At 64.1% G+C, this 25,124-nt stretch carries 24 protein-coding genes; 11 read left to right on the top strand and 13 right to left on the bottom strand.

What is annotated here, in order from left to right:
* Nucleotides 1–20: 20 nt before the first annotated feature.
* The 5 genes from HU751_RS24880 to acs form a co-directional block, all read right to left on the bottom strand.
* Entirely contained in the window at nucleotides 21–785 is a 765-nt protein-coding gene (locus HU751_RS24880; RefSeq protein ID WP_023630946.1) for an ABC transporter ATP-binding protein, read from the bottom strand.
* A 22-nt stretch (nucleotides 786–807) separates the two neighbouring features.
* Nucleotides 808–1,506 carry an ABC transporter permease gene (locus HU751_RS24875; RefSeq protein ID WP_050706737.1) on the bottom strand — a complete coding sequence of 233 codons (699 nt, stop codon included), beginning with the start codon at nucleotides 1,504–1,506 and terminating at the stop codon, nucleotides 808–810.
* Complete coding sequence (locus HU751_RS24870) at nucleotides 1,503–2,192, bottom strand: ABC transporter permease (protein ID WP_028691070.1); 690 nt, start codon at nucleotides 2,190–2,192, stop codon at nucleotides 1,503–1,505. The genes HU751_RS24875 and HU751_RS24870 overlap by 4 nt, the downstream gene beginning before the upstream one ends.
* Before the next feature lie 91 nt (nucleotides 2,193–2,283).
* Complete coding sequence (locus HU751_RS24865; protein ID WP_050706738.1) at nucleotides 2,284–3,069, bottom strand: ABC transporter substrate-binding protein; 786 nt, start codon at nucleotides 3,067–3,069, stop codon at nucleotides 2,284–2,286.
* 549 nt (nucleotides 3,070–3,618) lie between these two features.
* The gene (gene acs, locus HU751_RS24860) at nucleotides 3,619–5,580 is read right to left on the bottom strand and encodes an acetate--CoA ligase (protein WP_186732952.1); all 1,962 of its coding nucleotides are present in this window, start codon (nucleotides 5,578–5,580) and stop codon (nucleotides 3,619–3,621) included.
* A gap of 406 nt (nucleotides 5,581–5,986) precedes the next feature.
* Between acs and HU751_RS24855 the strand changes: the two genes are divergently transcribed.
* Complete coding sequence (locus HU751_RS24855; RefSeq protein WP_023630669.1) at nucleotides 5,987–6,241, top strand: DUF2790 domain-containing protein; 255 nt, start codon at nucleotides 5,987–5,989, stop codon at nucleotides 6,239–6,241.
* A gap of 222 nt (nucleotides 6,242–6,463) precedes the next feature.
* Here the strand turns inward: HU751_RS24855 and HU751_RS24850 are convergent, their stop codons facing one another.
* Entirely contained in the window at nucleotides 6,464–8,023 is a 1,560-nt protein-coding gene (locus HU751_RS24850; protein WP_186732953.1) for a sigma-54-dependent transcriptional regulator, read from the bottom strand.
* A 256-nt stretch (nucleotides 8,024–8,279) separates the two neighbouring features.
* Here HU751_RS24850 and phhA point away from each other — a divergent pair, with 256 nt between their 5' ends.
* The 5 genes from phhA to HU751_RS24830 all read left to right on the top strand — a co-directional run bounded on the left by phhA (nucleotide 8,280) and on the right by HU751_RS24830 (nucleotide 12,275).
* Nucleotides 8,280–9,068 (top strand): phenylalanine 4-monooxygenase, encoded by a 789-nt coding sequence (gene phhA, locus HU751_RS24845; RefSeq protein WP_062360651.1) that lies wholly within the window; start codon nucleotides 8,280–8,282, stop codon nucleotides 9,066–9,068.
* Nucleotides 9,069–9,106: 38 nt separating this feature from the next.
* Complete coding sequence (locus HU751_RS24840; protein WP_062574779.1) at nucleotides 9,107–9,463, top strand: 4a-hydroxytetrahydrobiopterin dehydratase; 357 nt, start codon at nucleotides 9,107–9,109, stop codon at nucleotides 9,461–9,463.
* Nucleotides 9,460–10,656 carry an amino acid aminotransferase gene (locus HU751_RS24835; RefSeq protein WP_186732954.1) on the top strand — a complete coding sequence of 399 codons (1,197 nt, stop codon included), beginning with the start codon at nucleotides 9,460–9,462 and terminating at the stop codon, nucleotides 10,654–10,656. The genes HU751_RS24840 and HU751_RS24835 overlap by 4 nt, the downstream gene beginning before the upstream one ends.
* 206 nt (nucleotides 10,657–10,862) lie before the next feature.
* Nucleotides 10,863–10,991: a hypothetical protein gene (locus tag HU751_RS27070; protein WP_256582346.1), complete on the top strand. Its 129-nt coding sequence runs from the start codon at nucleotides 10,863–10,865 to the stop codon at nucleotides 10,989–10,991.
* Between the two features lie 96 nt (nucleotides 10,992–11,087).
* Nucleotides 11,088–12,275: an MFS transporter gene (locus HU751_RS24830; RefSeq protein WP_186732955.1), complete on the top strand. Its 1,188-nt coding sequence runs from the start codon at nucleotides 11,088–11,090 to the stop codon at nucleotides 12,273–12,275.
* Between the two features lie 49 nt (nucleotides 12,276–12,324).
* Here HU751_RS24830 and ydiJ read toward each other — a convergent pair whose 3' ends face one another.
* Entirely contained in the window at nucleotides 12,325–15,342 is a 3,018-nt protein-coding gene (gene ydiJ / locus HU751_RS24825) for a D-2-hydroxyglutarate dehydrogenase YdiJ (protein ID WP_186732956.1), read from the bottom strand.
* Between the two features lie 152 nt (nucleotides 15,343–15,494).
* On the opposite strand from ydiJ, the gene HU751_RS24820 reads away from it, so the two are divergent.
* Entirely contained in the window at nucleotides 15,495–16,379 is an 885-nt protein-coding gene (locus HU751_RS24820) for a LysR substrate-binding domain-containing protein (protein WP_186732957.1), read from the top strand.
* A gap of 70 nt (nucleotides 16,380–16,449) precedes the next feature.
* Here the strand turns inward: HU751_RS24820 and HU751_RS24815 are convergent, their stop codons facing one another.
* The 6 genes from HU751_RS24815 to HU751_RS24790 form a co-directional block, all read right to left on the bottom strand.
* Nucleotides 16,450–17,868: an amino acid permease gene (locus HU751_RS24815; protein WP_186714512.1), complete on the bottom strand. Its 1,419-nt coding sequence runs from the start codon at nucleotides 17,866–17,868 to the stop codon at nucleotides 16,450–16,452.
* Nucleotides 17,869–18,568: 700 nt separating this feature from the next.
* Nucleotides 18,569–19,633: a 23S rRNA pseudouridine(2605) synthase RluB gene (gene rluB, locus HU751_RS24810; protein WP_186714513.1), complete on the bottom strand. Its 1,065-nt coding sequence runs from the start codon at nucleotides 19,631–19,633 to the stop codon at nucleotides 18,569–18,571.
* 173 nt (nucleotides 19,634–19,806) lie between these two features.
* Complete coding sequence (gene scpB / locus HU751_RS24805; protein WP_186732958.1) at nucleotides 19,807–20,568, bottom strand: SMC-Scp complex subunit ScpB; 762 nt, start codon at nucleotides 20,566–20,568, stop codon at nucleotides 19,807–19,809.
* A gap of 14 nt (nucleotides 20,569–20,582) precedes the next feature.
* The gene (locus HU751_RS24800) at nucleotides 20,583–21,401 is read right to left on the bottom strand and encodes a segregation and condensation protein A (RefSeq protein WP_496197682.1); all 819 of its coding nucleotides are present in this window, start codon (nucleotides 21,399–21,401) and stop codon (nucleotides 20,583–20,585) included.
* 5 nt (nucleotides 21,402–21,406) lie between these two features.
* Complete coding sequence (locus HU751_RS24795) at nucleotides 21,407–22,036, bottom strand: L-threonylcarbamoyladenylate synthase (RefSeq protein WP_082337815.1); 630 nt, start codon at nucleotides 22,034–22,036, stop codon at nucleotides 21,407–21,409.
* A 13-nt stretch (nucleotides 22,037–22,049) separates the two neighbouring features.
* Nucleotides 22,050–22,910 carry a PHP domain-containing protein gene (locus HU751_RS24790; protein WP_186732959.1) on the bottom strand — a complete coding sequence of 287 codons (861 nt, stop codon included), beginning with the start codon at nucleotides 22,908–22,910 and terminating at the stop codon, nucleotides 22,050–22,052.
* A gap of 67 nt (nucleotides 22,911–22,977) precedes the next feature.
* On the opposite strand from HU751_RS24790, the gene HU751_RS24785 reads away from it, so the two are divergent.
* The 4 genes from HU751_RS24785 (at nucleotide 22,978) to HU751_RS24770 (ending at nucleotide 25,094) form a co-directional block, all read left to right on the top strand.
* Entirely contained in the window at nucleotides 22,978–23,574 is a 597-nt protein-coding gene (locus HU751_RS24785; protein WP_050706754.1) for a septation protein A, read from the top strand.
* A gap of 1 nt (nucleotide 23,575) precedes the next feature.
* Entirely contained in the window at nucleotides 23,576–23,875 is a 300-nt protein-coding gene (locus HU751_RS24780; RefSeq protein ID WP_186732960.1) for a YciI family protein, read from the top strand.
* Between the two features lie 141 nt (nucleotides 23,876–24,016).
* A complete protein-coding gene (locus HU751_RS24775) occupies nucleotides 24,017–24,409 on the top strand; it encodes an SH3 domain-containing protein (protein ID WP_186732961.1) in 393 nt (130 codons plus the stop codon).
* 7 nt (nucleotides 24,410–24,416) lie between these two features.
* Nucleotides 24,417–25,094, top strand: a complete 678-nt coding sequence (locus HU751_RS24770; RefSeq protein ID WP_028691090.1) for a response regulator transcription factor — start codon at nucleotides 24,417–24,419, stop codon at nucleotides 25,092–25,094.
* Nucleotides 25,095–25,124 lie beyond the last annotated feature (30 nt).

Below are 25,124 nucleotides of genomic sequence, written 5' to 3'. Positions count from 1 at the left end.
ATGGTGCAAATGTGCAGCGATTACTTCAGGCTGCCGGAAAGGAACTGCTTGAGGCGCTCGGACTGCGGATTGACCAGCACCTCGCGCGGGCAGCCGCGCTCCTCCACCAACCCCTTGTGCAGGAACACCAGCTGGTTGGACACCTCGCGGGCAAAGCCCATTTCGTGGGTGACCACGACCATGGTGCGACCTTCCTGGGCCAGCGACTGCATCACCTTGAGCACATCGCCCACCAGCTCCGGGTCGAGTGCCGAGGTCGGCTCGTCGAACAGCATCACCTCCGGCTCCATGGCCAGGGCGCGGGCGATGGCCACGCGTTGCTGCTCGCCGCCGGACATGTGGCCGGGGAAGGCATCCTTGCGATGGGACACGCCAACCTTGGCCAGGTAGTGCTCGGCCTTCTCCAGCGCTTCCTTCTTGTTCACGCCCAGCACGTGCACCGGCGCCTCGATGACGTTCTCCAGCGCCGTCATGTGTGACCACAGGTTGAAATGCTGGAACACCATCGACAGCCGCGAGCGCATGCGCTGCAGTTGTTTCGGGTCGGCGGCCTTGAGCGCGCCGTCCTTGCCGGCCACCAGCTTGAGTTCTTCATTGTTGAGCAGGATCTTGCCCGCGTGCGGCTGCTCCAGCAGGTTGATGCAGCGCAGGAAGGTCGATTTGCCCGAGCCGCTGGAGCCGATGATGCTGATCACGTCGCCTGCCTTGGCTTCGAGGGAGACGCCCTTGAGCACCTCATGGCTGCCGTAGCGCTTGTGCAGGTCTTGGATTTGGAGTTTGTACATGCTGTCGGATCTCACAGAGCGGTCAGTGCTTGCGCGGCGCCAGGTAGCCGAGCCAGCGGCGTTCGGCCATCTTGAACAGGCGCACGAGGATGAAGGTCAGGCACAGGTAGAACACGCCCGCCGTGATATAGGCCTCGAAAGGCAGGTAGTACTGGGCATTGACCGTGCGCGCGGCACCGGTGATGTCGATCAGGGTGACGATCGACGCCAGGCTGGTGGTCTGCAGCATCATGATCACTTCGTTGCTGTACTGCGGCAGCGCCCGGCGCAAGGCCGATGGCAGGAGGATGCGGCGGTACATCTTCATGCGCGACATGCCGATGGCCTTGGCCGCCTCGATCTCGCCGTGAGGCGTGGCCTTGAGGCTGCCGGCGATGATCTCGGCGGTGTAGGCACTGGTGTTGATGGCGAAAGCCAGGCAGGCGCAGAAGGTCGCACTGGACAGCCACGGCCACAGGAAGCTCTCGCGCACCGCCTCGAACTGGGCCAGCCCGTAGTAGATCAGGAACAGCTGCACCAGCATCGGCGTGCCGCGGATCACGTAGGTGTACAGCCAGGCGCTCATGTTCACCAGCGGCTGCTTGGAGACGCGCATCAGGCCCAGCGGAACAGCCGCCAGCAGGCCGAACAGCAGCGACAGCGCCAGCAGCTTGAGGGTGGTCAGCAGGCCGCCCAGATAAAGCGGCATGGCCTCCCAGATGACGTTGTAGTCGAAGATCATAGTTCAGCCGCCTTGACGCCCACCGAGTAGCGCTTCTCGAGATACTTCAGCGCCAGCAGCGAGACACTGGTCAGCACCAGGTACAACGCCGCCACCGCGAGGAAGAAGGTGAAGGGTTCGCGGGTGGCGTCGGCCGCCTGCTTGGCCTTGAACATCATGTCCTGCAGGCCGACCACCGAAATCAGCGCGGTCGCCTTGGTCAGCACCAGCCAGTTGTTGGTGAAGCCCGGGATCGCCAGGCGGATCATCTGCGGCACCATGATCCGGAAGAACACCTGGACACCGCTCATGCCATAGGCCGCGCCCGCCTCGGCCTGCCCCTTGGGAATGCCCAGGAAAGCGCCGCGGAAGGTTTCCGAGAGGTAGGCACCGAAAATGAAGCCCAGGGTGCCGATGCCGGCGACCAGCGGGTTCAGGTCGATGTAGTCGTCATAGCCGAGCAGCGGCGCCACCCGGTTGATGATGTCCTGGCCGCCGTAGAAGATCAGCAGGATCAGGACCAGGTCAGGGATGCCACGGATCACCGTGGAGTACAGGTCCCCCAGCCAGGCCAGCCAGCGCACCGGCGACAAGCGCAGCGCCACGCCGATCAGGCCGAGGACGATGGCCAGGGCCATCGACGACAGGGCGAGCTGCAGCGTCAGCCACGCTCCGTCGAGGATGACTGCCCCATAGCCTTTCAACATGATTCGAATTCCTCAGGGCTTGGGAATGAAAAATGGTGCAAACCTCAGAGATTCTGCTGTTTGCACCATTGCACAGGTGAAACTCGATGGCTTACTTCGAGTCTGGACCGTAGATGTCGAAGTTGAAGTACTTCTTCTCGATCTCTTTGTATTTGCCGTTGGCACGGATCGCGTCGATGGCGGCGTTGATGCGCTCGGCGTTGGCGGTGTCGCCCTTGCGCACGGCAATGCCGACGCCGTCACCGAAGTACTTGGTGTCGGTGAAGGCCGGGCCTACGAAGGCGAAGCCCTTGCCGGCGTCGGTCTTCAGGAAGCCATCCTCGAGCAGGGTGGCGTCGGCCACGGTACCGTCAAGGCGACCGGCGGCGACGTCCAGGTAGATTTCGTTCTGGGTGCCGTAAGGCACGACGGTGGCGCCTTGCGGGGCAAGGACTTCCTTGGCGAAGCGATCGTGGATCGAGCCGCGCTGCACGCCGATCTTCTTGCCCTTGAGCTCGGCCAGGCTGTCGCTGACGGCAGTGCCTTCCTTCATGACCAGGCGCGCCGGGGTCAGGTAGTAGCGCTTGGTGAAGTCGACCGACTTCTTGCGATCATCAGTGATCGACATGGACGACAGGATGGCGTCGATCTTGCGCACTTTCAGCGCCGGAATCAGGCCGTCGAACTCTTGCTCGACCCAGGTGCACTTGGCTTTCATCTGTTCGCACAGGGCGTTGCCGATGTCGTAGTCGAAGCCGGCGAGGCTGCCATCAGGCTGCTTGAAGGCGAAGGGTGGGTAGGCGGCCTCGATACCGATCTTCAACGGCTTCTCATCGGCCTGCGATACCAGGGAAAACACGGAAAGCGCCAGGGCGCCAAGCAGTGCGAGCTTCTTCATCAGGTAACTCCATCGGTACGGGGCAATACAAGGCAGTTGTAACGGCTGCCCGATATGCGAATGGGTACAGCGCGAGCCGCGCAGGTTTCGACCAAGGTCGCAGACCACGAGCGAGTGAGTGGCATTCTAGCGACAGCCCGGTGGTCGATATTTCTTCAAAGCGACAACTAATTACAGAAGCGCCAGGAACCGCGGCGGGCGATATTGACAGCTCCTGCGAGATATGCAAGAGCAAAAGAGAAATAACCTATACCCAAAGCAATAAGCGGGCCCATTATTGGCAAAGCCTTGTATTCCGGCAAGCGCAGCGTGCGACCCTGCACAAAATGCTCGCAGCAATGCACTCAAATGGCACATGAATGTTTCCACAAGCCCCGCATTTGGGCGAAATCGGTGACAGCCAGGGTTACCGATGAATGTCGGAGTAACAGTCTGTATCAGTAAAGCAAAAACCCCGCCGGGCGTGGGCGGGGCTTTTACTGATGGCCTCATCGCGGGGCAAGCCCGCTCCCACGACCTTCAGGAGCCGACTTGCCGCGACGCTTCGACTCAGGCGGTGGCCAGGCTCATCGCCTTGTGGGTGTCGATCAGGTGCTGCACCACCCCTGGGTCGGCCAGGGTGGAGATATCACCCAGCGCGTCGTACTCGCCGGTGGCGATCTTGCGCAGGATGCGGCGCATGATCTTGCCCGAGCGGGTCTTCGGCAGCCCCGGCGCCCACTGGATCACATCCGGCGAAGCGATCGGGCCGATCTCCTTGCGCACCCAGTTCTTCAGCTCCAGGCGCAGTTGCTCGTTCGACTCCTCACCGGCATTGAGGGTGACATAGACGTAGATGCCCTGCCCCTTGATGTCGTGCGGCACGCCCACCACCGCCGCCTCGGCGACCTTCGGATGCGCCACCATCGCGCTCTCGATCTCGGCAGTGCCCATGCGGTGCCCGGAGACGTTGAGCACATCATCGACGCGACCGGTGATCCAGTAGTAGCCGTCTTCGTCGCGACGGGCGCCGTCACCGGTGAAGTACATGCCGCGGAAGGTCTTGAAGTAGGTGTCGACGAAACGGTCGTGGTCGCCGTACAGCGAACGCGACTGACCCGGCCAGGAGTCGAGGATCACCAGGTTGCCCTCGGCGGCGCCTTCGATCAGGTTGCCCAGGTTGTCCACCAGCGCTGGTACCACGCCGAAGAACGGACGGGTCGCCGAGCCCGGTTTCAGCGCGGTGGCGCCTGGCAGCGGGCTGATCAGCACACCGCCGGTTTCGGTCTGCCACCAGGTATCGACGATCGGGCAACGCTCCTTGCCGACGGTCTTGTAGTACCAGTTCCAGGCTTCAGGGTTGATCGGCTCGCCCACCGAGCCCAGCAGGCGCAGGCTGGAGCCATTGGCACCGGCCACCGCCGCCTCGCCTTCGGCCATCATGGCGCGAATGGCGGTCGGCGCGGTGTAGAGGATGTTGACCTTGTGCTTGTCGACGATCTTCGACACCCGGGTGATGTCCGGGTAGTTCGGCACGCCTTCGAACAGCAGCGTGGTGGCGCCGTTGGCCAGCGGGCCGTAGACGATGTAGCTGTGGCCGGTGACCCAGCCCACGTCGGCGGTGCACCAGTAGACCTCGCCCGGACGGTAGTCGAACACGCGCTCGTGGGTCAGCGCGGCATACACCAGGTAACCGCCGGTGGTGTGCAGCACGCCCTTGGGCTTGCCGGTGGAGCCGGAGGTATAGAGGATGAACAGCGCCTCCTCGGCGCCCATCTCTTTCGGCGCGCAGTGGCTGGAGGCGACCTTCATCAGGTCTTCGTACCAGATGTCGCGATGCTGGTGCCAGGCGATGTCGCCACCGGTGCGCTTGCACACGATGATCTTCTGCACGCTGTTGGTTTCAGGGTTGGTCAGGGCCAGGTCGACGTTGGCCTTGAGCGGGGTGCGACGACCACCGCGCAGACCTTCGTCAGCGGTGATCACCACTTTCGACTTGCAGTCGATGATGCGCCCGGCCAGCGCCTCCGGCGAGAAGCCGCCGAACACCACCGAGTGGATCGCGCCGATGCGTGCACAGGCCAGCATGGCGACCACGGCCTCGGGGATCATCGGCATGTAGATAGTCACCACGTCGCCACGGTGCACGTCCTGGCCACGCAGGGCGTTGGCGAACTTGCAGACCTGCTCGTGGAGCTCGCGGTAGGTGATGTTGCGGTGTTCGGAAGGGTCGTCGCCTTCCCAGATGATCGCCAGTTGATCGCCGCGCTCGGCAAGATGGCGGTCCAGGCAGTTGTAGGAAACGTTCAGAGTGCCGTCGGCGAACCATTTGATGTCGACATGGTGGTCGTCGAACGAGGTCTGCTTGACCTTGGTGAAAGGCTTGATCCAGTCCAGACGCTGGGCCTGCTCGCGCCAGAAGCCGTCCGGGTTGATCACCGATTGCTGGTACATGGCCTTGTAGGTGGCCTCGTCGGTCAGGGTACTGGCCGCAACCTCGGGACGAACGGGATACAGTGGAGCCGCACTCATCTGTGTTACCTCGGTGTAATAGTTGTTTTTGTATGGAACCGTTTGTAACTGTACCAGAGCGGCCAAGACCATTCGACGTTGGTAGTAACGCGACGGGCCGTCGACTCACCGATCAGGCGCGACCGCTCTAGAACATGGCATGCAGCCATCGCCGAGAGAAAAAGACAGGGTTTCGACGGGGATTGTTACAGATTCTGTCAAAAGACTTTATCAAAACCCCCTCTGTTTCAGCCGTGGGCGCCTCCCTAAAATTCATCTCGCCAGCAACGGCAACGCGATTAACTTGGTAACAGCCCCCACGAAGGCAGCGTTAATCCGTACCTCATCCCGATAGTTGAAACTTGCTGTACTCGCGGCGCCATAAGCGCCGCGTGCCCCCTCACGACCTTAGACAGGTAACTTGAAAATGAAAGCTTTACTGGTATTGGTACTTGGCGGTTTTTGCGGCGCGGCATTGGCCGGCGAAGCAAAAGATGTCGAGCAGATTCCGGTTGAACAGTACAGTTATTCGCAGCACCTGGACATCGCCCGCGTCATTTCCATGAGCGAAGTTCCGAACGTCTGCGAAGTGGTGCCAGCCCGCATGACCTACGAGGACTCCCAGGGCCAGAAGCACATTCTCGAATACCGCGTGATGGGGAACGGTTGTTCCAACGGCTGAGGCCATAGGTTTATCGCGGGGCAAGCCCGCTCCCACCCCGACCGCGCCAACCTCAAGCCTTGCGCGTCCCCTGTAGGAGCGGCCTTGTGCCGCGAAAGGGCTGCACAGCAGCCCCGGTTTTTCAGCAGCATGCAAAGATCGCCGGGGCCGCTTTGCGGCCCTTTCGCGGCGCAAGGCCGCTCCTACAGGAACAAGTGTAACTTTCAAGGTAATTAGCCACACTCACTCCCCCGACTTATTCAACGAATAATCCCGCAACTTGTTGGCAATGGTCGTATGGGAAACCCCCAATCTTTTCCCCAGCGCCCGGCTACTTGGAAACTCGCTCATCAGACTTTCCAATACCGCCTTTTCAAACCGCCCGACAATTTGCGAAAGATCGCCATCCAGGGAAAACTCACCCAATGGTTGGCGTGCGCCATAATCCGGCAAGCGGATATGTTCGCTCTTCACCACCCCGCCCTCGCACAACGACACCGCCTGGAACAGCACGTTCTCCAGCTGGCGCACGTTGCCCGGCCAATGATATTGAGCAAGCTTGTCCATCGCCGCCGGCGCCAGGCGCGGCATCGGGCAGCCGATCTGCCGGCTGGCCTGGTCAAGGAAGTGCTGCACCAGCCCCTCCAGGCCATCCATGCATTCGCGCAGCGGCGGAATGTGCAGCGACAGCACGTTGAGGCGATGGTAGAGGTCCTGGCGGAACTCGCCCCGGGCGCACAGCTCGGACAGGTCGACCTGGGTCGCGCAGATCACCCGCACATCCAGGTACACCTCTTCGTCACTGCCGACACGACGGAAACAGCCATCCTGCAGGAAGCGCAGCAGCTTGACCTGCAAGCGCGGGCTCATCTCCCCGACGCCATCGAGGAACAGCGTGCCCCCGGCGGTAAGCTCCAGCAGCCCAAGCTTGCCTTCGGCACGCGCGCCCTCGAACGCCCCTGGCCCGTAGCCGAACAGCTCGGTCTCGGCCATCGACTCCGGCAGGCCGGCGCAGTTGAGCGCCATCAGCGGCGCCTGGCCACGGGGGCTGGCCAGGTGGCAGGCGCGCGCCAGCAACTCCTTGCCGGTACCGGTCTCGCCCTCGATCAACAGCGGCGCATCCAGCGGCGCCATGCGCCGCGCCTCACGCACCACCGCGGCCATCACCCGCGAGCTCTGGAAGATACTGTCGAAGCCACGCAGCTCTTGCTTGCGCACGTTGTAGATACGCTCGCCGATGCGATCGGCACGATGCAAGGTGATCACCGCGCCCGCCAGGGCCTCGCTGTCATCATGTTCCGACTGCAGCGGCGCGATATCGGCGAGGAACACATCGCCCTTGACCTTGATGCGCAGGCCGTTGATCCGCGACTTGTTGGCGCGGATCAGCTCCGGCAGGTCGAAGTCCTCGACATAGCGCGACAACGGAATGCCCGGCACCTCGTCCACCCGCACCCCGAGCAACTGTGCCGCGCCACGGTTGGCGGCAACGATGCTGCCGCCCATGTCGATCGACAGCACCGGGAAATCCAGCGCGCCGAGCAGCGCATTGAGCTCCATGTGCCGACGCTCGCTGGGCATCAGGCCGACGCGCTTGACCCCGAATACCCCGGCGATCGACTCGAACTTTGGCCGCAGGGCCTGGAACTGCAGGTTGATCAGGTTCGGGCAGTGCAGGTAGATGGCGTTGCCATGATCGCCACCCACCTCGCCGCGCAGCACGTTGATGCCGTACTCCACCAGCAGGTTGAGGATGTCGCGCAGGATGCCGATGCGGTTCTGGCAGTGCACTTTGATACGCATGAAAGCTCTCTAAGCGGCCAAGGTTTTTACTTGGCACGCGGAAAAGTCGTAAAGATAAGCTGACAGAATCGCCCTTCCACTCAGCTCGATGCCCGTGATTTTCCGGCACAAGGGCATTTTTGTAAAATTATCGTTACGAATTCAGGACCAGCGGATAGCCACAAGTGGCCTCAACCCCGGTGCAAAGCCGCGTTTGTAGGGATATTCCTAAGGTATGTCCTGTACATAACAAGAACGCCCTCACCAGGAGAGCCACATGAAACAGACGCAATACGTGGCACGCGAGCCCGATGCGCATGGTTTTATCGACTACCCGCAGCAAGAGCATGCGGTGTGGAACACCCTGATCACTCGCCAACTGAAAGTGATCGAAGGCCGGGCATGCCAGGAATACCTGGACGGCATCGAGCAGCTCAAGCTGCCCCATGACCGCATCCCCCAGCTCGGCGAAATCAACAAGGTGCTGGGCGCCACCACCGGCTGGCAGGTCGCCCGCGTGCCGGCGCTGATCCCCTTCCAGACCTTCTTCGAGCTGCTGGCCAGCAAGCGCTTCCCGGTCGCCACCTTCATCCGCACCCCGGAAGAGCTGGACTACCTGCAGGAGCCTGACATCTTCCACGAGATTTTCGGCCACTGCCCGCTGCTGACCAACCCCTTCTTCGCCGAATTCACCCACACCTACGGCAAGCTGGGCCTGGCAGCGACCAAGGAACAGCGTGTGTACCTGGCGCGCCTGTACTGGATGACCATCGAGTTCGGCCTGATGGAGACCGCGCAGGGTCGCAAGATCTACGGCGGCGGCATTCTCTCTTCGCCGAAAGAGACCGTCTACAGTCTGTCCGGCGAGCCGGAGCACCAGGCCTTCGACCCGATCGAGGCCATGCGCACGCCGTACCGCATCGATATCCTGCAGCCCCTGTACTTCGTCCTGCCGAACATGAAGCGCCTGTTCGACCTGGCCCACGAAGACATCATGGCCATGGTCCACCAGGCCATGCAGCTGGGCCTGCACGCACCGAAGTTTCCACCCAAGGTCGCCGCCTGAGCGCCCCTGTCGATAACAACTCAAACCGGAAAACACCCATGAATGCCTTGAACCAAGCCCACTGCGAAGCCTGCCGCGCCGATGCGCCGAAAGTCACCGACGAGGAACTGGCGGTACTGATCCGCGAGATCCCGGACTGGAACATCGAAGTCCGCGACGGCCACATGGAGCTCGAGCGCGTGTTCCTGTTCAAGAACTTCAAGCACGCCCTGGCCTTCACCAATGCCATCGGCGAAATCGCCGAAGCCGAAGGTCACCACCCGGGTCTGCTGACCGAGTGGGGCAAGGTCACCGTGACCTGGTGGAGCCACTCGATCAAGGGCCTGCACCGCAACGACTTCATCATGTGCGCGCGCACCGACGAGGTCGCCAAGACCGCCGAAGGGCGCAAGTGATGCACTTCGCGGCCATCGGACGGGTCCCTGGCGACCCGATCCTGGGGCTGATGGAGGCCTACGCCCGCGACGCCAACCCGGCCAAGTTCGACCTGGGTGTCGGCGTGTTCAAGGACGCCCAGGGCCTGACGCCGATTCCCGCGGCGGTCAAGCAGGCCGAGCAGCGCCTGGTCGAATGCCAGGCCACCAAAAGCTACATCGGTGGCCATGGTGACGCGGCGTTCGGACGGCTGGTCAGCGAGCTGGTGCTGGGCAACGGCTCGCCGCTGCTGGCCAGCCAGCGCGCCGGCGCCACCCAGACCCCGGGCGGCACCGGCGCCCTGCGCCTGGCGGCGGAGTTCATCGCCCATTGCCTGCCGGGGCGTGGCATCTGGCTGAGCGACCCGACCTGGCCGATCCACGAGACGATCTTCGCCGGCGCCGGGCTCAAGGTGTCCCACTACCCCTACGTGGGCAAGGACAACCGCCTGAACGTCGACGGCATGCTCGCCGCGCTGGAACAGGCGCCGGAAGGCGACGTGGTGCTGCTGCACGCCTGCTGCCACAACCCGACCGGTTTCGACCTGGGCCAGGACGACTGGCGCGCGGTGCTCGACATCGTCAAGCGTCGCAACCTGCTGCCGCTGATCGACTTCGCCTACCAGGGCTTCGGTGACGGCCTGAAGGAAGACGCCTGGGCGGTGCGCCTGTTTGCCGCCGAACTGCCGGAACTGCTGGTCACCAGCTCCTGCTCGAAGAACTTCGGCCTGTACCGCGATCGCACCGGCGCCCTGCTGGTGTGCAGCCACGATGCCGAGAAACTGCTGGATGTGCGCAGCCAGCTGGCGTTCATTGCGCGCAACCTGTGGTCGACGCCACCGGACCATGGTGCCGCGGTGGTCGCCGAGATCCTCGGTGATCCGGCACTCAAGGCGCTGTGGGTCGAGGAAGTGAACGCCATGCGCCAGCGCATCGCCGAGCTTCGCCAGGGCCTGGTGCAGGCGCTGGCGCCCCATGGCCTGGCCGAGCGTTTCGCGCACATCGCCGTGCAACGCGGGATGTTCTCCTACACCGGTCTGAACCCCGAGCAAGTGCGCCTGCTGCGTGAACGGCACAGTGTGTACATGGTCGGTACCGGCCGGGCAAACATCGCCGGGGCGGATGCACGACGCCTGGAGCAACTGGCGGCGGCCATCGCCGACGTCTGTCGCTGAAACCTGGCCGATGTGGCGTGGGGGCAAATTCACCCCCACATGCCCTCCTGACACGCTCCTTGGCCGATAGCCGCCCGCTAAAACCGACCAGCGCCCGGTAAAATTCTCAAACTGTCATCCAGACTGCTGTATCCTGCCCCAGCTTTTCGAAGCCACACATGCGCCCTGGCGCCGCCTTTTCACTCACACTTGCGAGGAACGACGAGATGCATGAAATCCCGAATCTTCCCTTCCCAAGCCTGAACCCCGAAGAGCAATCCGTTGCCGCCCACGCCGAACCGACGCCCGCCGTCGACCAGGACGGTGACGATCAATCCAGCGCCGACCAGGAATAATCGCGCACCCCACCCGACTGTGTGAAAACGGCTGACCTGCGGGATATCCCCGTCATCGCGTTTTCACACCGTCCAGAACCTCTACCGAAGACCCTCATGCCCGACTCACCGCGCCCCCTTGCGGTCACCCTGCAAGTCGTTTCCATCGTCCTGTTTACCTTCATCGGCTATCTGAACATCGGCATTCCCCTGGCCGTGCTGCCCGGCTACGTGCACAACGACCTGGGTTTCAGCGCCGTGGTCGCGGGCCTGGTGATCAGCGTGCAGTACCTGGCCACCCTGCTCAGCCGCCCCACCGCCAGCCGCATCATCGACAACCTCGGCAGCAAGAAAGCGGTCATGTACGGCCTGTTCGGCTGCGGCCTGAGCGGCGTGTTCATGCTGGCCTGCAGCTTCCTCACCCACCTGCCCTGGCTGAGCCTGGCCTGCCTGTTCATCGGCCGCCTGGTGCTGGGCAGCGCCGAGAGCCTGGTGGGCTCGGGTTCGATCGGCTGGGGCATCGGCCGGGTCGGCTCGGAAAATACCGCCAAGGTGATCTCCTGGAACGGCATTGCCAGCTATGGCGCATTGGCCATCGGCGCGCCGCTCGGCGTACTGATGGTCAAGCATCTCGGACTGTGGAGCATGGGCGCGAGCATCATCCTGCTGGGCGTCATCGGCCTGCTGCTGGCCTGGCCCAAGCGCGCCGCGCCGGTGGTCGCCGGCGTGCGCCTGCCGTTCCTGCGAGTGCTGGGCAAGGTGTTCCCCCATGGCTCGGGGCTGGCCCTGGGCTCGATCGGCTTCGGCACCATCGCCACCTTCATCACCCTGTACTACGCCAGTCGCGACTGGCCCAACGCCGCGCTGACCCTGAGCCTGTTCGGCGCCAGCTTCATCTGCGCGCGCCTGCTGTTCGGCAACCTGATCAACCGCATCGGCGGTTTTCGCGTGGCGATTGCCTGCCTGTCGGTGGAGACACTGGGGTTGCTGATGCTGTGGCTCGCGCCCAGCGCCGAGATGGCCCTGGCCGGCGCGGCGTTGAGCGGGTTCGGATTCTCGCTGGTGTTTCCGGCACTCGGGGTGGAAGCCGTGAACCAGGTGTCGGCAGCCAACCGCGGCGCGGCGGTGGGCGCCTATTCGCTGTTCATCGACCTGTCACTGGGGATCACCGGGCCGCTGGTGGGCGCGGTAGCGGCAGGGTTCGGATTTGCCTCGATGTTCCTGTTCGCGGCGGCGGCAGCGGGGTGCGGGCTGGTGTTGAGCCTGTACCTGTATCGCCAGGCACGACGCTTGCGAGCATCCTGAAGGCATCGCGGTTGCGTGGGAGCGGGCTTGCCCCGCGATGCCTTCATGGTCAACGCTGCGCGTACTGCAGCACCACCTCCAACGGATGGCGCAACTGCTTCTCGGTCATGCGCTTGACCTGGCTGCGGCACGAATAGCCGGTCGCCAATGCCTCACCCTGCTTGTCCAGCTTGGTCGCCCAGGACTGCTCGAAGATGGTCTTCGAGGTTTCCTGGTTCCGTGCTTCATGCCCATAGGTACCGGACATGCCGCAGCAGCCGGTGGCCTCGGTGACCAGTTTCAGCCCCAGACGGGCGAACACCTGCTCCCACTGCTTGGTACTGGCCGGCACATTGGTCTTCTCGGTGCAGTGGGCCATCAGGCGGAAGCTGTCGGCCTTGACCGGCGCCTGCTCAGGCAGCACGTTCATCAGCCATTCCTGGGGCAGCAGCACCGACGGGCACTCCACGCCATCGACCTTCTGGTACTCCTGGCGGTAGACCAGGGTCATCGCCGGATCCAGCCCCACCAGCGGCACACCGCAATCGGCCAGGGCCTTGAGCTGGGCGGCGTTGCGGATCGCCGCCCTGGCGAAGGCACCGAGGAAACCCTGCACGTGCAGTGGCTTGCCGTTGGCGCTGTAGGGCGCGAGGAACACCTTGTGCCCCAGGCGATGGGCCAGCTCGATGAACGAGGCCAGCAGTGGCGTCTCGAAATAGCGAGTGAAGGCATCCTGCACCAGCACGATGCTGCGCTCGCGCTGGGCCGGGGTCAGCTCGCGCAGGGCCGGTACGCTCGCCACCTGAACCCGGCAACGGGTCAGGGTGGCCTGGAAGTTGAAACGGCTGATCAGCGGGCTGTCGACCATGCCGACCTTGTCCGCCAGCAGCCTGTCCACCCACTTCGAGCCCATCACTGCGTTGTACAGGCCCGGCGCATGGGCCAGGTAAGGGATGGTGAACTCCAGCGAACCGATCAGGTAGTCGCGCAGCGGACGCTGGTAGCGGCCGTGGTACAGCTCGAGGAAGCGCGAGCGAAAGTCCGGCACATTGACCTTGATCGGGCACTGCCCCGCGCAGGACTTGCACGCCAGGCAGCCGACCATGGCGTCGTATACCTCGTGGGAGAAGTCTTCCTGTCCCTGTTGACGCGCACGACTGTTGCGCAGGCGCGCCGGCAGTCCCTTGAACCAGGACGCCTTGCGCTGGGCGGCGGCGAGCACATCGATGTTCGCCTCGCCCTGCAGGCGCAGCCATTCGCGGATCAGCGAGGCACGCCCCTTGGGCGAATGCTGGCGTTCGCGGGTAGCCTTCCACGACGGGCACATGGCGTCGTTGGGGTCGTAGTTGTAGCAGGCGCCGTTGCCGTTGCAGTGCACGGCACTGCCGAAACTTTGCCAGACACGCTCGTCGATACTGCGGTCAAGGTCACCGCGCAGGGTCACGCCATCCACCGGGGTCAGGCCTTCGGCGCTGTCCGGCGGGGTGCAGATCTTGCCCGGATTGAGCTGGTTGTGCGGGTCGAATGCGCCCTTGAGACGCTGCAGCGCCGGGTACAGTTCGCCGAAGTATTCCGGCACGTACTCGGAGCGCAGGCCTTTGCCATGTTCACCCCAGAGCAGGCCGCCATAGCGCTGGGTCAGCGCCGCCACGGCATCGGAAATCGGCTTGACCAGCGCGGCCTGGGCCGGGTCCTTCATGTCCAGCGCCGGGCGCACGTGCAGCACGCCGGCATCGACATGGCCGAACATGCCGTAGGCAAGACCATAACCGTCGAGCAGCGCGCGGAAGTCGGCGATGTAGTCAGCCAACTGCTCCGGCGGCACGGCGGTGTCCTCGACGAACGGCTGTGGCCGCACCTCGCCTTCGACGTTGCCCAGCAGCCCCACCGAGCGTTTGCGCATGGTGTAGACCCTGGTGACCGCCTCGGCGCCCTCCGCCAGGGTATGCCCCAGGCGCTCGACGCTGGTGTCGCGCTGCAGGTGCGCGACGAACGCCTCGACCCGGGCATTGACCTCGGCCGGCTCGTCGCCGCAGAACTCCACCAGGTTGATGCCCAGCGTCGAGCGCTCGGCGTCGGCCGGGAAGTACTCGGCGACGCTGTGCCAGACGATGTCCTTCATCGCCAGCATCAGTACCTTGGAGTCGACGGTCTCGATCGACAGCGGCTTGTGCGCCATCAGCGCGTTGGCGTCGCGCAGGGCGTCCATGAAGCTGGTGTAGCGCACGTTGACCAGCACCGCGTACTTCGGTATCGGCAGCACATTGAGCTTGGCCTCGACCACATAGCCCAGCGAGCCTTCGGCGCCGCATAGCACGCTGTTGAGGTTGAAACGGCCCTGCTCGTCGCGCAGGTGCGCCAGGTCGTAGCCGGTCAGGCAGCGGTTGAGCTTGGGGAAGGTGCTTTCGATCAGCCCGCCCTGGGTTTCCTGGATCTCGCGGGCCATGCGATACACCTCGCCGACCCGGCCGGGCGCGGCGCAGGCCTGCTCCAGCGCCGCGTCATCGATCGGCAGGCTGTGCAGGCGTTCGCCGCCGAGCAGCACGCTGTGCAGCTCGAGCACGTGGTCGCGGGTCTTGCCATAGGTGCAACTGCCCTGACCGCTGGCGTCGGTGTTGATCATGCCGCCGACGGTGGCACGGTTGGAGGTGGACAGCTCCGGCGCGAAGAACAGCCCATGGGGCTTGAGCGCGGCGTTGAGCTGGTCCTTGACCACGCCCGCCTGGACCCGCACCCAGCGCTGCTCGACATTGATCTCGAGAATGCTGTTCATGTGCCGCGACAGGTCGACGACGATGCCATCGGTCAGCGACTGGCCGTTGGTGCCGGTACCGCCACCACGCGGGGTCAGCTTGATGTCGCGAAAGCGTGGCTCGGCCATCAGCGTGGCGACCCGCGCCACATCGTCGGCATCCAATGGGAACACCGCCGCCTGGGGCAGGCGCTGGTAGATGGAGTTGTCGGTGGCCAGCACGGTGCGGGTGCCGTAGTCGGCACTGATCTGGCCACGGAAGCCGCTGTTTTTCAGGGCTTCGAGGAATTCAGGGTAGTGGGCGGCGGGCGCACGGGGCGGCAGCTGGGCGATCATCGAAGGATGCCTCTTTGATATCGGGCTAATTCACGGAAATCTTGTCAATCCAGCATGAATGGCTCATGGGAGGATTTCGAATAGGCCAATGTTCCTGTAGTTTCGCGCCAGGGGCAAACGGATATTCCTGCCGCTATCGATGAGCTTTATGAATGAATTACCGCCACCTCACCCCGTCCATGTCGCTGCTGCTGGCCTTCGAGGCGGCCGCGCGGCATGAAAGCTACACCCGCGCCGCCGCCGAGCTGTCGCTGACCCAGAGCGCGGTGAGCCGCCAGGTGCAGGCGCTGGAGCAGCAGCTGGGGCTCACCCTGTTCCGCCGCGAGGGGCGCCAGGTGCAACTGACCGATGTCGGCCGCCTGTACCAGCGCGAGCTCAGCGAGGCCCTCGGACGCATCCGCAGCGCCACCCTGCAGGCCCTGGCCTACCAGTCCGGGGTCGGTACCCTGCGCCTGGCGACCCTGCCGACCTTCGGCTCGAAATGGCTGCTGCCGCGCCTGCATGCGTTCTACAGCGCCCACCCCGGCATGCTGGTGCACATTCATTCCCGTATCGAAGCGATCAACTTCGACACCAGCGAGATCGACGCGGCCATCGGTGTGGCCACCCACGACCTGCCCGGGCTGGTCTGCCATCGCCTGCACGCCGAGGAACTGGTGGTGATCCTGCCGCCGGACAGCGCTCGCGACGGCCAGGACTGGAGCCCGGCGCGGATCAGCGAAGAGGTGCTGCTCAACGTCGCCAACAACCCCCATGCCTGGGGTGAATGGTTCTCCCACCACACCCTGCCCCACCGGGCGATGCGCCTGGGGCCGAGTTTCGAGCTGACGTCGCACCTGATCCAGGCGGTGCGGGCGGGGATAGGGATCGGCCTGGTGCCCAGGATTCTGGTGGAGGAGGAACTGGCCAGCGGCGAGCTGTTCAGCCCCGGCGAGCCGTTTGCCAGCCAGCGTAGCTATTACCTGATCTATCCACCTAGGAATGAGGCACTGCCTTCGTTGCGGGCGTTTCGCAGCTGGCTGCTGGAACAGATCTGAGGCTGGCACAGGCAACAAAAAACCCGATGCCAGTCACCCGGCATCGGGTTTTCTCGAAGCGCCTCGACGCTTACTTGGCCACGCTACCGGCAGCGCCGTTGGCCTGCGCCCCACGCTTGCTCTTGAGCACGTAGAACACATACATCACCACCAGCCATACCGGCATGGCGTACACCGACACCTGGATGCCCGGAATCTGCAGCATGATACCGAGGATCAGCACCACGAAGGCCAGCACCAGGTAGTTGCCGTACGGGTACCAAAGCGCCTTGAACAGCGGCTTCTGGCCGGTGCGGTCGAGGTGCTGGCGGAACTTCAGGTGCGAGTAGCTGATCATCGCCCAGTTGATCACCAGGGTCGCCACCACCAGCGACATCAGCAACTCCAGGGCATTTTGCGGCATCAGGTAGTTGAGCAGCACCGCGATCAGGGTCACGGCTGCCGATGCCAGGATCGAGCGTACCGGCACGCCGCGACGGTCGACCTTGGCCAGCGCCGCCGGGGCATCGCCCTGCTCGGCCATGCCCAGCAGCATGCGGGCGTTGCAGTAGGTACCACTGTTGTACACCGACAGCGCTGCGGTCAGGACCACGAAGTTCAGCAGGTGCGCGGCCACGTCGCTACCCAGCAGCGAGAAGACCTGGACGAATGGACTGCTGCCGTAGCTGCCGCCGGAAGCGTCGATGCTGGCCACCAGGCTGTCCCACGGGGTCAGCGACAGCAGCACCACCAGGGCGCCCACGTAGAAGATCAGGATGCGGTAGATGACCTGATTGATCGCCTTGGGGATCACGGTCTTCGGTTTGTCGGCCTCGGCCGCGGTGAAGCCGAGCATCTCCAGGCCACCGAAGGAGAACATGATGAAGGCCAGGGCCATGACCAGGCCGCTGACGCCATGCGGGAAGAAGCCACCATGGGCCCACAGGTTGGTCACCGACGCTTCAGGGCCGCCACTGCCGCTGGTCAGCAGGTAGGCGCCCAGGCCGATCATGCCGACGATGGCGGCGACCTTGATGATCGCGAACCAGAATTCGGCCTCGCCGAAGAACTTCACGTTCATCAGGTTGATGGCGTTGATCAGCAGGAAGAACGCCGCCGCGGTGACCCAGGTCGGGATCTCCGGCCACCAGTAATGGACGTACTTGCCCACCGCCGACAGCTCCGACATGCCCACCAGGATGTACAGCACCCAGCAGTTCCAGCCCGACAGGAAGCCGGCGAAACCGCCCCAGTACTTGTGCGCGAAATGGCTGAAGGAGCCGGCCACCGGCTCTTCGACGATCATCTCGCCGAGCTGGCGCATGATCATGAAGGCGATGAAGCCGCAGATCGCATAGCCGAGGATCATCGACGGACCGGCGGACTTCATCACGCCGGCCGAGCCCAGGAACAATCCGGTGCCGATCGCGCCACCCAGTGCGATCAGTTGGATATGGCGGTTCTTCAAGCCACGCTTGAGTTCGCCAGACTGTGAGTTATGTCCACTCATGAACGAAGTCACCTGCTTGTTTTTATCTGTGACGGAATCGGACCCACCGCACTCGTGGCGCAGCGGAATGGGCAAGGTGGTTACCTTGGGTTCTTGGACGGGGCGGTCCTGACGGGCGAGGTGCCCGGGCGGATCAACCGGGTGTCAGCAAGAGTGCGCGGTACGCAAGGGGGTCACAGGTAAAACGCGGCGCATTGTATACCCCTGCAAACGCGCAGGCGTCAACGCGTTGCATCGTTTCCTGTGGAAAAAACGCAGCGGTCCTGGGGTGAAGGCCTGATAAGGCGGAGTGATCGGCGTACATGGCGCCTCCATTTTGTTGTTTTCGATGCCTGGCTATCCTGCCTGGCTCTGCACACGGCAATGGCGCTATCTCAGCGTTTGAGCGGGGGTTTGGGAAGGGGGTGAAGGGGGCCGGGGAGGCTCTGGTGCGCAAGTCTTGGAAAGATTTTGTGACGAAGAGCGGAAAAGCACAGGCAAGCTGGGGAAAAGGCCCAGAATCGTATAGTTTTCTTTACGAGGTGGTTTGAAAATTTGCCACTGGTCGGGAAAATTTCTGTCTGTTCAGGCACTTGGGGCCGCTTTGCGGCCCATCGCGGGGCAAGCCCGCTCCTACACAGGAATGCGTATCGAGGGGCTTCCTTTTCAACAGGCACAAAAAAACCAGCCCGGAGGCTGGCTCTTTCGTTACCGGGCCGAATCAGCCACGCGGCTTGCCGCGGCCACGGCCTGCCGGCTTGTCGCCTTCGGGACGGGCCGGACGCTTGCGCATCTCGCTCGGGCGCTCGGCCACCGTGCTGCCACGACCACTCTTACGAGGTGCAGACTCTTCACGCGGCGCGCGTGCCGGGCGCTCGGCTTGCCCTTCGGCGGCCGGGCGCAGGGTGCGCACACGCTCGCCACGCCCCAGCGGACGGGTCGACTTGCGCTGCAGACGCTCGAGCTTGTCCTTGGCCTTGAGCTTCATCTCCGGCAGCGCCACCGGCTGCAGGCCGACTTCGGCGGCCAGGATGTCGATCTCACCCTGGCTCATTTCACGCCAGCGGCCCATCGGCAGGTCGGAGTTGAGGAACACCGGACCAAAACGCACACGCTTCAGGCGGCTGACCACCACGCCCTGGGATTCCCACAGGCGGCGCACTTCGCGGTTGCGGCCTTCCATCACCACGCAGTGATACCAGTGGTTGAAGCCTTCGCCGCCCGGAGCCTTCTGGATGTCGGTGAACTTGGCCGGGCCGTCCTCGAGCACCACGCCGGCCTTGAGGCGATCGACCATGTCGTCGTCGACTTCGCCGCGCACGCGCACGGCGTACTCGCGGTCCATTTCATAGGACGGGTGCATCAGGCGGTTGGCCAGCTCACCATCGGTGGTGAACAGCAGCAGGCCGGTGGTGTTGATGTCCAGGCGACCGATGTTGATCCAGCGGCCCTCTTTCGGGCGCGGCAGGCGGTCGAACACGGTCGGGCGGCCTTCCGGGTCGTCACGGGTGCAGATCTCGCCATCGGGCTTGTTGTACATGATCACGCGGCGGGTTGCCTCGGCGGCCTCGACACGCTTGATCAGCTTGCCGTCGACGGTGATGGCGTCGTGCAGGTCGACGCGCAGGCCCAGGGTGGCCTCGACGCCGTTGACCTTGATACGGCCCTGGCCGATCCAGGCCTCGACGTCACGACGCGAGCCGACGCCGATGCGCGCCAGTACTTTCTGCAGCTTTTCGCCGGACGGCGGGGTGGGTTGTTGGTCTTGCAGGTCTTTGTCACTCATCTGGGCACCTCCCGGTGTAGTAGTGAAAGCGGGCGCGCATCATACGCGGTTCGGCGGGGGAACGCACTGGAGGGTAGAAGGTTTTTGGTGATAGCCCAGCAGATTCTGCCCAAAGGTAGGTGTTGACGGTGCGGCCTTATCGCGGGGCAAGCCCGCTCCCACAAAGCTGGCAGTCAGGCCTTTGGTTCATCCTCGGGCTCGATGGACGCCTCATCGCGCAAATCATCGAAATCGGTCTTGAGCCCCTCTTCCATCGCATCCAGCTCAACCAGCAGCGAGCGGAAACTGGTCTCCTCCTTGGGCTCCACCTCTTCACCCTCCTCGCCCAGGCTGGCATCGGCCAGGGCCTGCAGGTGAGCGGGCACCGGCGCCTCGTCCGGATCGAGCAGCGGCTCCGGCTCCAGCTCGCGCAACTCGGCCAGCGCCGGCAGTTCATCGAGGCTCTTGAGGTTGAAGTGATCGAGAAACGCCTTGGTGGTGGCGAACATCGCCGGCCGGCCAGGCACCTCGCGGTAGCCGACGATGCGGATCCACTCGCGCTCCATCAGGGTCTTGATGATGTTGCTGTTGACCGCCACGCCACGCACGTCTTCGATCTCGCCACGGGTAATGGGCTGTCGGTAGGCGATCAGCGCCATGGTTTCCAGCAGCGCGCGGGAGTAACGCTGCGGGCGCTCCTCCCACAGGCGGCCGACCCAGGGTGCATAGTCTTCGCGGATCTGCAGGCGGTAGCCGCTGGCTACTTCCTTGAGCTCGAAGGCGCGACCGTTGCAGGACTTGCCCAGTACGTCCAGGGCCTTCTTGAAAACAGCGGGGGCCGGGCGCTCGGCCTCCTCGAACAGCTCGTAGAGGCGCTCGAGGGATTGCGGCTTGCCCGAGGCGAGCAGGAAGGCCTCGATCAGCGACGCCAGTTCACGGGGTTCGTTCAGGTTCATCGGTAGTCGTCAGGTCACTCTGCCCGGGCACGGACGTGGATCGGGGCGAAAGGCTCATTTTGCACGAGTTCGATCAGCGATTCCTTAACCAGCTCGAGAATCGCCATGAAGGTGACCACCACCCCGAGCTTGCCCTCCTCGCGAGTGAACAGCTCGACAAACGGCACGAAGCCCCCGCCCTTGAGGCGTTCGAGCACATCGCTCATGCGCTCGCGGGTCGACAGCACCTCTCGGGTGATCTGATGGCTCTCGAACAGGTCATTGCGGCGCATGACCTCGGCCATGGACAGCAGGATCTCCTCCAGCGCCACCTCCGGCAGCAGCTTGCGCACCTTGGCCTGGGGGGCCTCGAGACGCGGCACGACGACGTCGCGGCCAACCCGCGGCAGCTCGTCGATGCCCTCGGCGGCGGCCTTGAAGCGCTCGTACTCCTGCAGGCGGCGGATCAGTTCGGCGCGCGGGTCGCCCTCCTCTTCCTCGATCTCGCTGGAGCGCGGCAGCAGCATGCGCGACTTGATCTCGGCGAGCATGGCGGCCATCACCAGGTATTCGGCGGCCAGCTCCAGGCGCACGCTCTTCATCAGCTCGACATAGCCCATGTACTGGCGGGTGATCTCGGCCACCGGGATGTCGAGGATGTCGATGTTCTGCTTGCGGATCAGGTAAAGCAGCAGGTCCAGCGGGCCTTCGAAGGCCTCGAGGATCACTTCCAGCGCGTCCGGCGGGATGTACAGGTCGACCGGCAGCTCGGTCAGGGCTTCGCCGTAAACCAGGGCCAGCTGCAACTGCTGGGGGGCATCGACCTCCTCGGCCGGCGCCTCGGGCGTTTCCATCTGGCTCATGCGTTGACCAGGAACGGCGTCGGATCCCCGCACCCTTCGCGAATCAGCTCCGGCTCGTCACCGGACAGATCGATGACGGTCGAAGCCTTCAGGTCGCCGAAGCCGCCATCGATGATCAGGTCGACGTGATGCTCGAGGCGCTGACGGATCTCGTAGGGATCGGTCATCGGCTCATCGTCGCCCGGCAGGATGAGGCTGACGCTCATCAGCGGCTCGCCAAGCTCTTCGAGCAGGGCCAGGACAATGGGGTTGGACGGCACGCGCAGGCCGATGGTGCGGCGCTTGTCGTGCAACAGCAGGCGCGGCACTTCACGGGTGGCGTTGAGGATGAAGGTGTAGGGGCCTGGAATGTGCGCCTTGAGCAGGCGGAACGTCGCCGTGTCGATCTTGGCGAAGGTACCCATCTCGGACAAGTCGCAGCACAGCAGGGTGAAGTTGTGGTTCTTGTCCAGCTGGCGCAGCCGACGCACACGTTCGATGGCGCCCTTGTCGCCGATCTGGCAGCCCATCGCATAGGCCGAGTCGGTCGGGTAGACCACCACCCCGCCCTTGCGGATGATCTCGACCGCCTGCTTGATCAGGCGCGCCTGCGGGTTTTCCGCATGGATCTGGAAAAATTGGCTCACGTAGTCGTCCTGTTCATACCGCCATAGACTGTTCATGTCGGAATCGACGCCACAGAGGTGGCAGGTCCTCAGGCAATGGCCGGTAAGCACCGATCTCGCCCCAGGTGCCAGGGCCGTGGAAGTCACTGCCGGCGCTTGCCAGCAAGCCGAACTCACGGGTGAGGATCGACATTGTCCCCACCTGCTCGGGCGGCATCATCCCATTGACCACTTCCAGTGCCTGCCCCCCTGCCTGAATATAGTCGGCAATCAGCCGTCTGCGCTTGCTGCGGGTCAGTTCGTAGTGCATGGGATGAGCCAGGCTCACCCAGGCATTGGACTCGCGCAACGTGGCGACGGTTTCCTCCAGCGTCGGCCAGTGCAGCTTGACGTCTCCCAACTTGCCGGCGCCCAGCCACTTGCGAAAGGCCTCGCCACGGTCCTTGACGAAGCCTGCGCGCACCAGGAATTCGGCGAAGTGCGGGCGCGCCGGGGCGTTGCCGCTGTCACCCAGTTCCTGCTGGACGGCCCGCGCGCCGTCTAGCGCGCCGGGCATGCCCTTGGCCGCCAGCTTGCGGTCGATTTCCTCGGCGCGCAGCCAGCGGCCGCGGTGCAGGTTGTCGATGGCTTCGAGCAAGGGCGGGGCATCGAGCGGAAAATCGTAACCCAGCACATGGATGGTGGCGCCGCCCCAGGTGCACGACAACTCTACCCCGCTGACCCACTGCATGCCGTTGTCCAGGCAGGCCTGGCGGGCCTCGGGCAGGCCTTCGAGGGTGTCGTGGTCGGTGAGCGACAGCGTCCGCACCCCGTGCTCATGGGCCCGGGCGACCAGTGCCGTGGGCGACAGGGCGCCGTCGGAGGCCGTGCTGTGACAGTGCAGATCAACATTCATGGAGGAGCGCTTTCGCAGGAATCGATGTTTGTTATTATGCCGTCACATCCCGCTTCTGGCTGCCACTGTGAAACAATTCATCGATTTCATCCCGCTGCTGCTGTTCTTCATCGTCTACAAACTGGACCCGCGCCCGGTCGAATTCGCCGGCCAAAGCTTCGAGTTCGGCGGGATCTACAGCGCCACCGCCATGCTGATCGCCAGCTCCGTGGTGGTCTACGGCGCGCTGTTCCTGCGCCACGGCAAGCTGGAAAAGGGCCAGTTGCTGACCCTGGTCGCCTGCCTGGTGTTCGGCGGCCTGACCCTGGCCTTCCACAGCGAGACCTTCCTCAAGTGGAAGGCGCCGGTGGTCAACTGGCTGTTCGCCCTGGCCTTCGCCGGCAGCCACTTCATTGGTGACCGGGTGCTGATCAAGCGCATCATGGGCCACGCCCTGACCCTTCCGGAAACCGTCTGGACCCGCCTGAACCTGGCGTGGATCGGCTTCTTCCTGGTGTGCGGCGCCGCCAACCTGTTCGTCGCCTTCACCTTCCAGGACATCTGGGTCGACTTCAAGGTCTTCGGCAGCCTGGGCATGACCGTGCTGTTCCTGGTGGCCCAGGGTGTCTACCTGTCGCGCCACCTGCACGATGCCGATCCTTCCACCTCCAAACCCAAGGACTGACATGCTCTACGCCATCATCGCCAGCGACGTCGAAAACTCCCTGGAAAAACGCCTGGCCGCCCGCCCCGCCCATATCGAGCGCCTGCAGCAGCTCAAGGCCGAGGGCCGTGTGGTCCTCGCCGGCCCGCACCCGGCCATCGACAGCAACGACCCAGGCGCTGCCGGTTTCAGCGGCAGCCTGATCGTCGCCGAGTTCGATTCGCTGGCCGCCGCCCAGGCCTGGGCCGACGCCGACCCGTACATCGCCGCGGGCGTCTACGACAAGGTCGTGGTCAAGCCGTTCAAGCAAGTCCTGCCGTAACAGGCGTTGAGGGACGGGCTTGGTGGGAGCGAGCTATCCCGCTCCCACCAAACCGCCCCCAACTACACCCCACGCGGCACTATTCATAAATTCCGACAACCGGCCGACAACCTCCTGAATCGATACGAATCAGGAGTTCCAATGCGTCAAGGTCCGATGTCCCTGCTGCTTTGCCTGTTACTGCTGTCCCCTTTCGCCACGGCCGAGCAGCCGCTGTCGCTGGAAGCCGGGGCGCGGATCACCGAGCTGCAGCAGCGCCTGGAAGAGAGTGAGAAACAGCGCGACGCGCTGACCCTGCAACTGCAGAACCAGGACAGTGAGCGCGAAAGCGCCCAGCTCTCGCGCCTGCGCCAGGACAACCAGCGCCTGAAGCTGGCGGTCAAGGAGCTGCAGGCCGCCAGCAGCGCGCCCCAGCGCCTGCTCACCGACCCGCAGCAGTGGTTCCTGATCGGCTCGGTCGTTGCACTGTTGTCGGCAGTCTGCGGTATCTTAGCCAGCGGCGGACACAGAAGACGCCGGCAATGGTTGAATTGAGTGAGACATGAGCGAGCTGTTACTGATTGATGATGACCAGGAACTGTGCGAGCTGCTCGGCAGCTGGCTGACCCAGGAAGGGTTTGCGGTGCGCGCCTGCCACGATGGCCAGAGTGCGCGCCAGGCCTTGGCCACCCACGCCCCGGCGGCGGTGGTGCTGGATGTCATGCTGCCCGACGGCAGCGGCCTGGAACTGCTCAAACAGTTGCGCAGCGAGCACACCGACCTGCCGGTGCTGATGCTCTCGGCCCGTGGCGAGCCGCTGGACCGCATCCTCGGCCTGGAGCTGGGCGCCGACGACTACCTGGCCAAGCCCTGCGACCCCCGCGAGCTCACCGCCCGCCTGCGCGCCGTCTTGCGTCGCAGCCACCCCAGCGCGCCCAGCAGCCAGGTCGAGATCGGCGACCTGACCTTCAGCCCGGTGCGCGGCGTGGTCAGCATCGACGAGCGCGAGATGACCCTCACGCTGTCCGAGAGCCGCATCCTCGAGGCACTGCTGCGCCAGCCCGGCGAGCCGCTGGACAAGCAGGAACTGGCGCAGATCGGCCTGGGTCGCAAGCTCACGCTCTATGACCGCAGCCTGGACATGCACGTCAGCAACCTACGCAAGAAGATCGGCCCGCACCCGGACGGCCGCCCGCGCATCGTCGCCCTGCGCAGCCGCGGCTACTACTACAGCCTCTGACAGACAACACGCCCCTGTAAGAGCGGCCTT

Source organism: Pseudomonas peradeniyensis, from assembly GCF_014268935.2.
Taxonomy (GTDB): Bacteria; Pseudomonadota; Gammaproteobacteria; order Pseudomonadales; family Pseudomonadaceae; genus Aquipseudomonas; species Aquipseudomonas peradeniyensis.
This window is presented reverse-complemented; position numbering and strand designations above follow the sequence as displayed.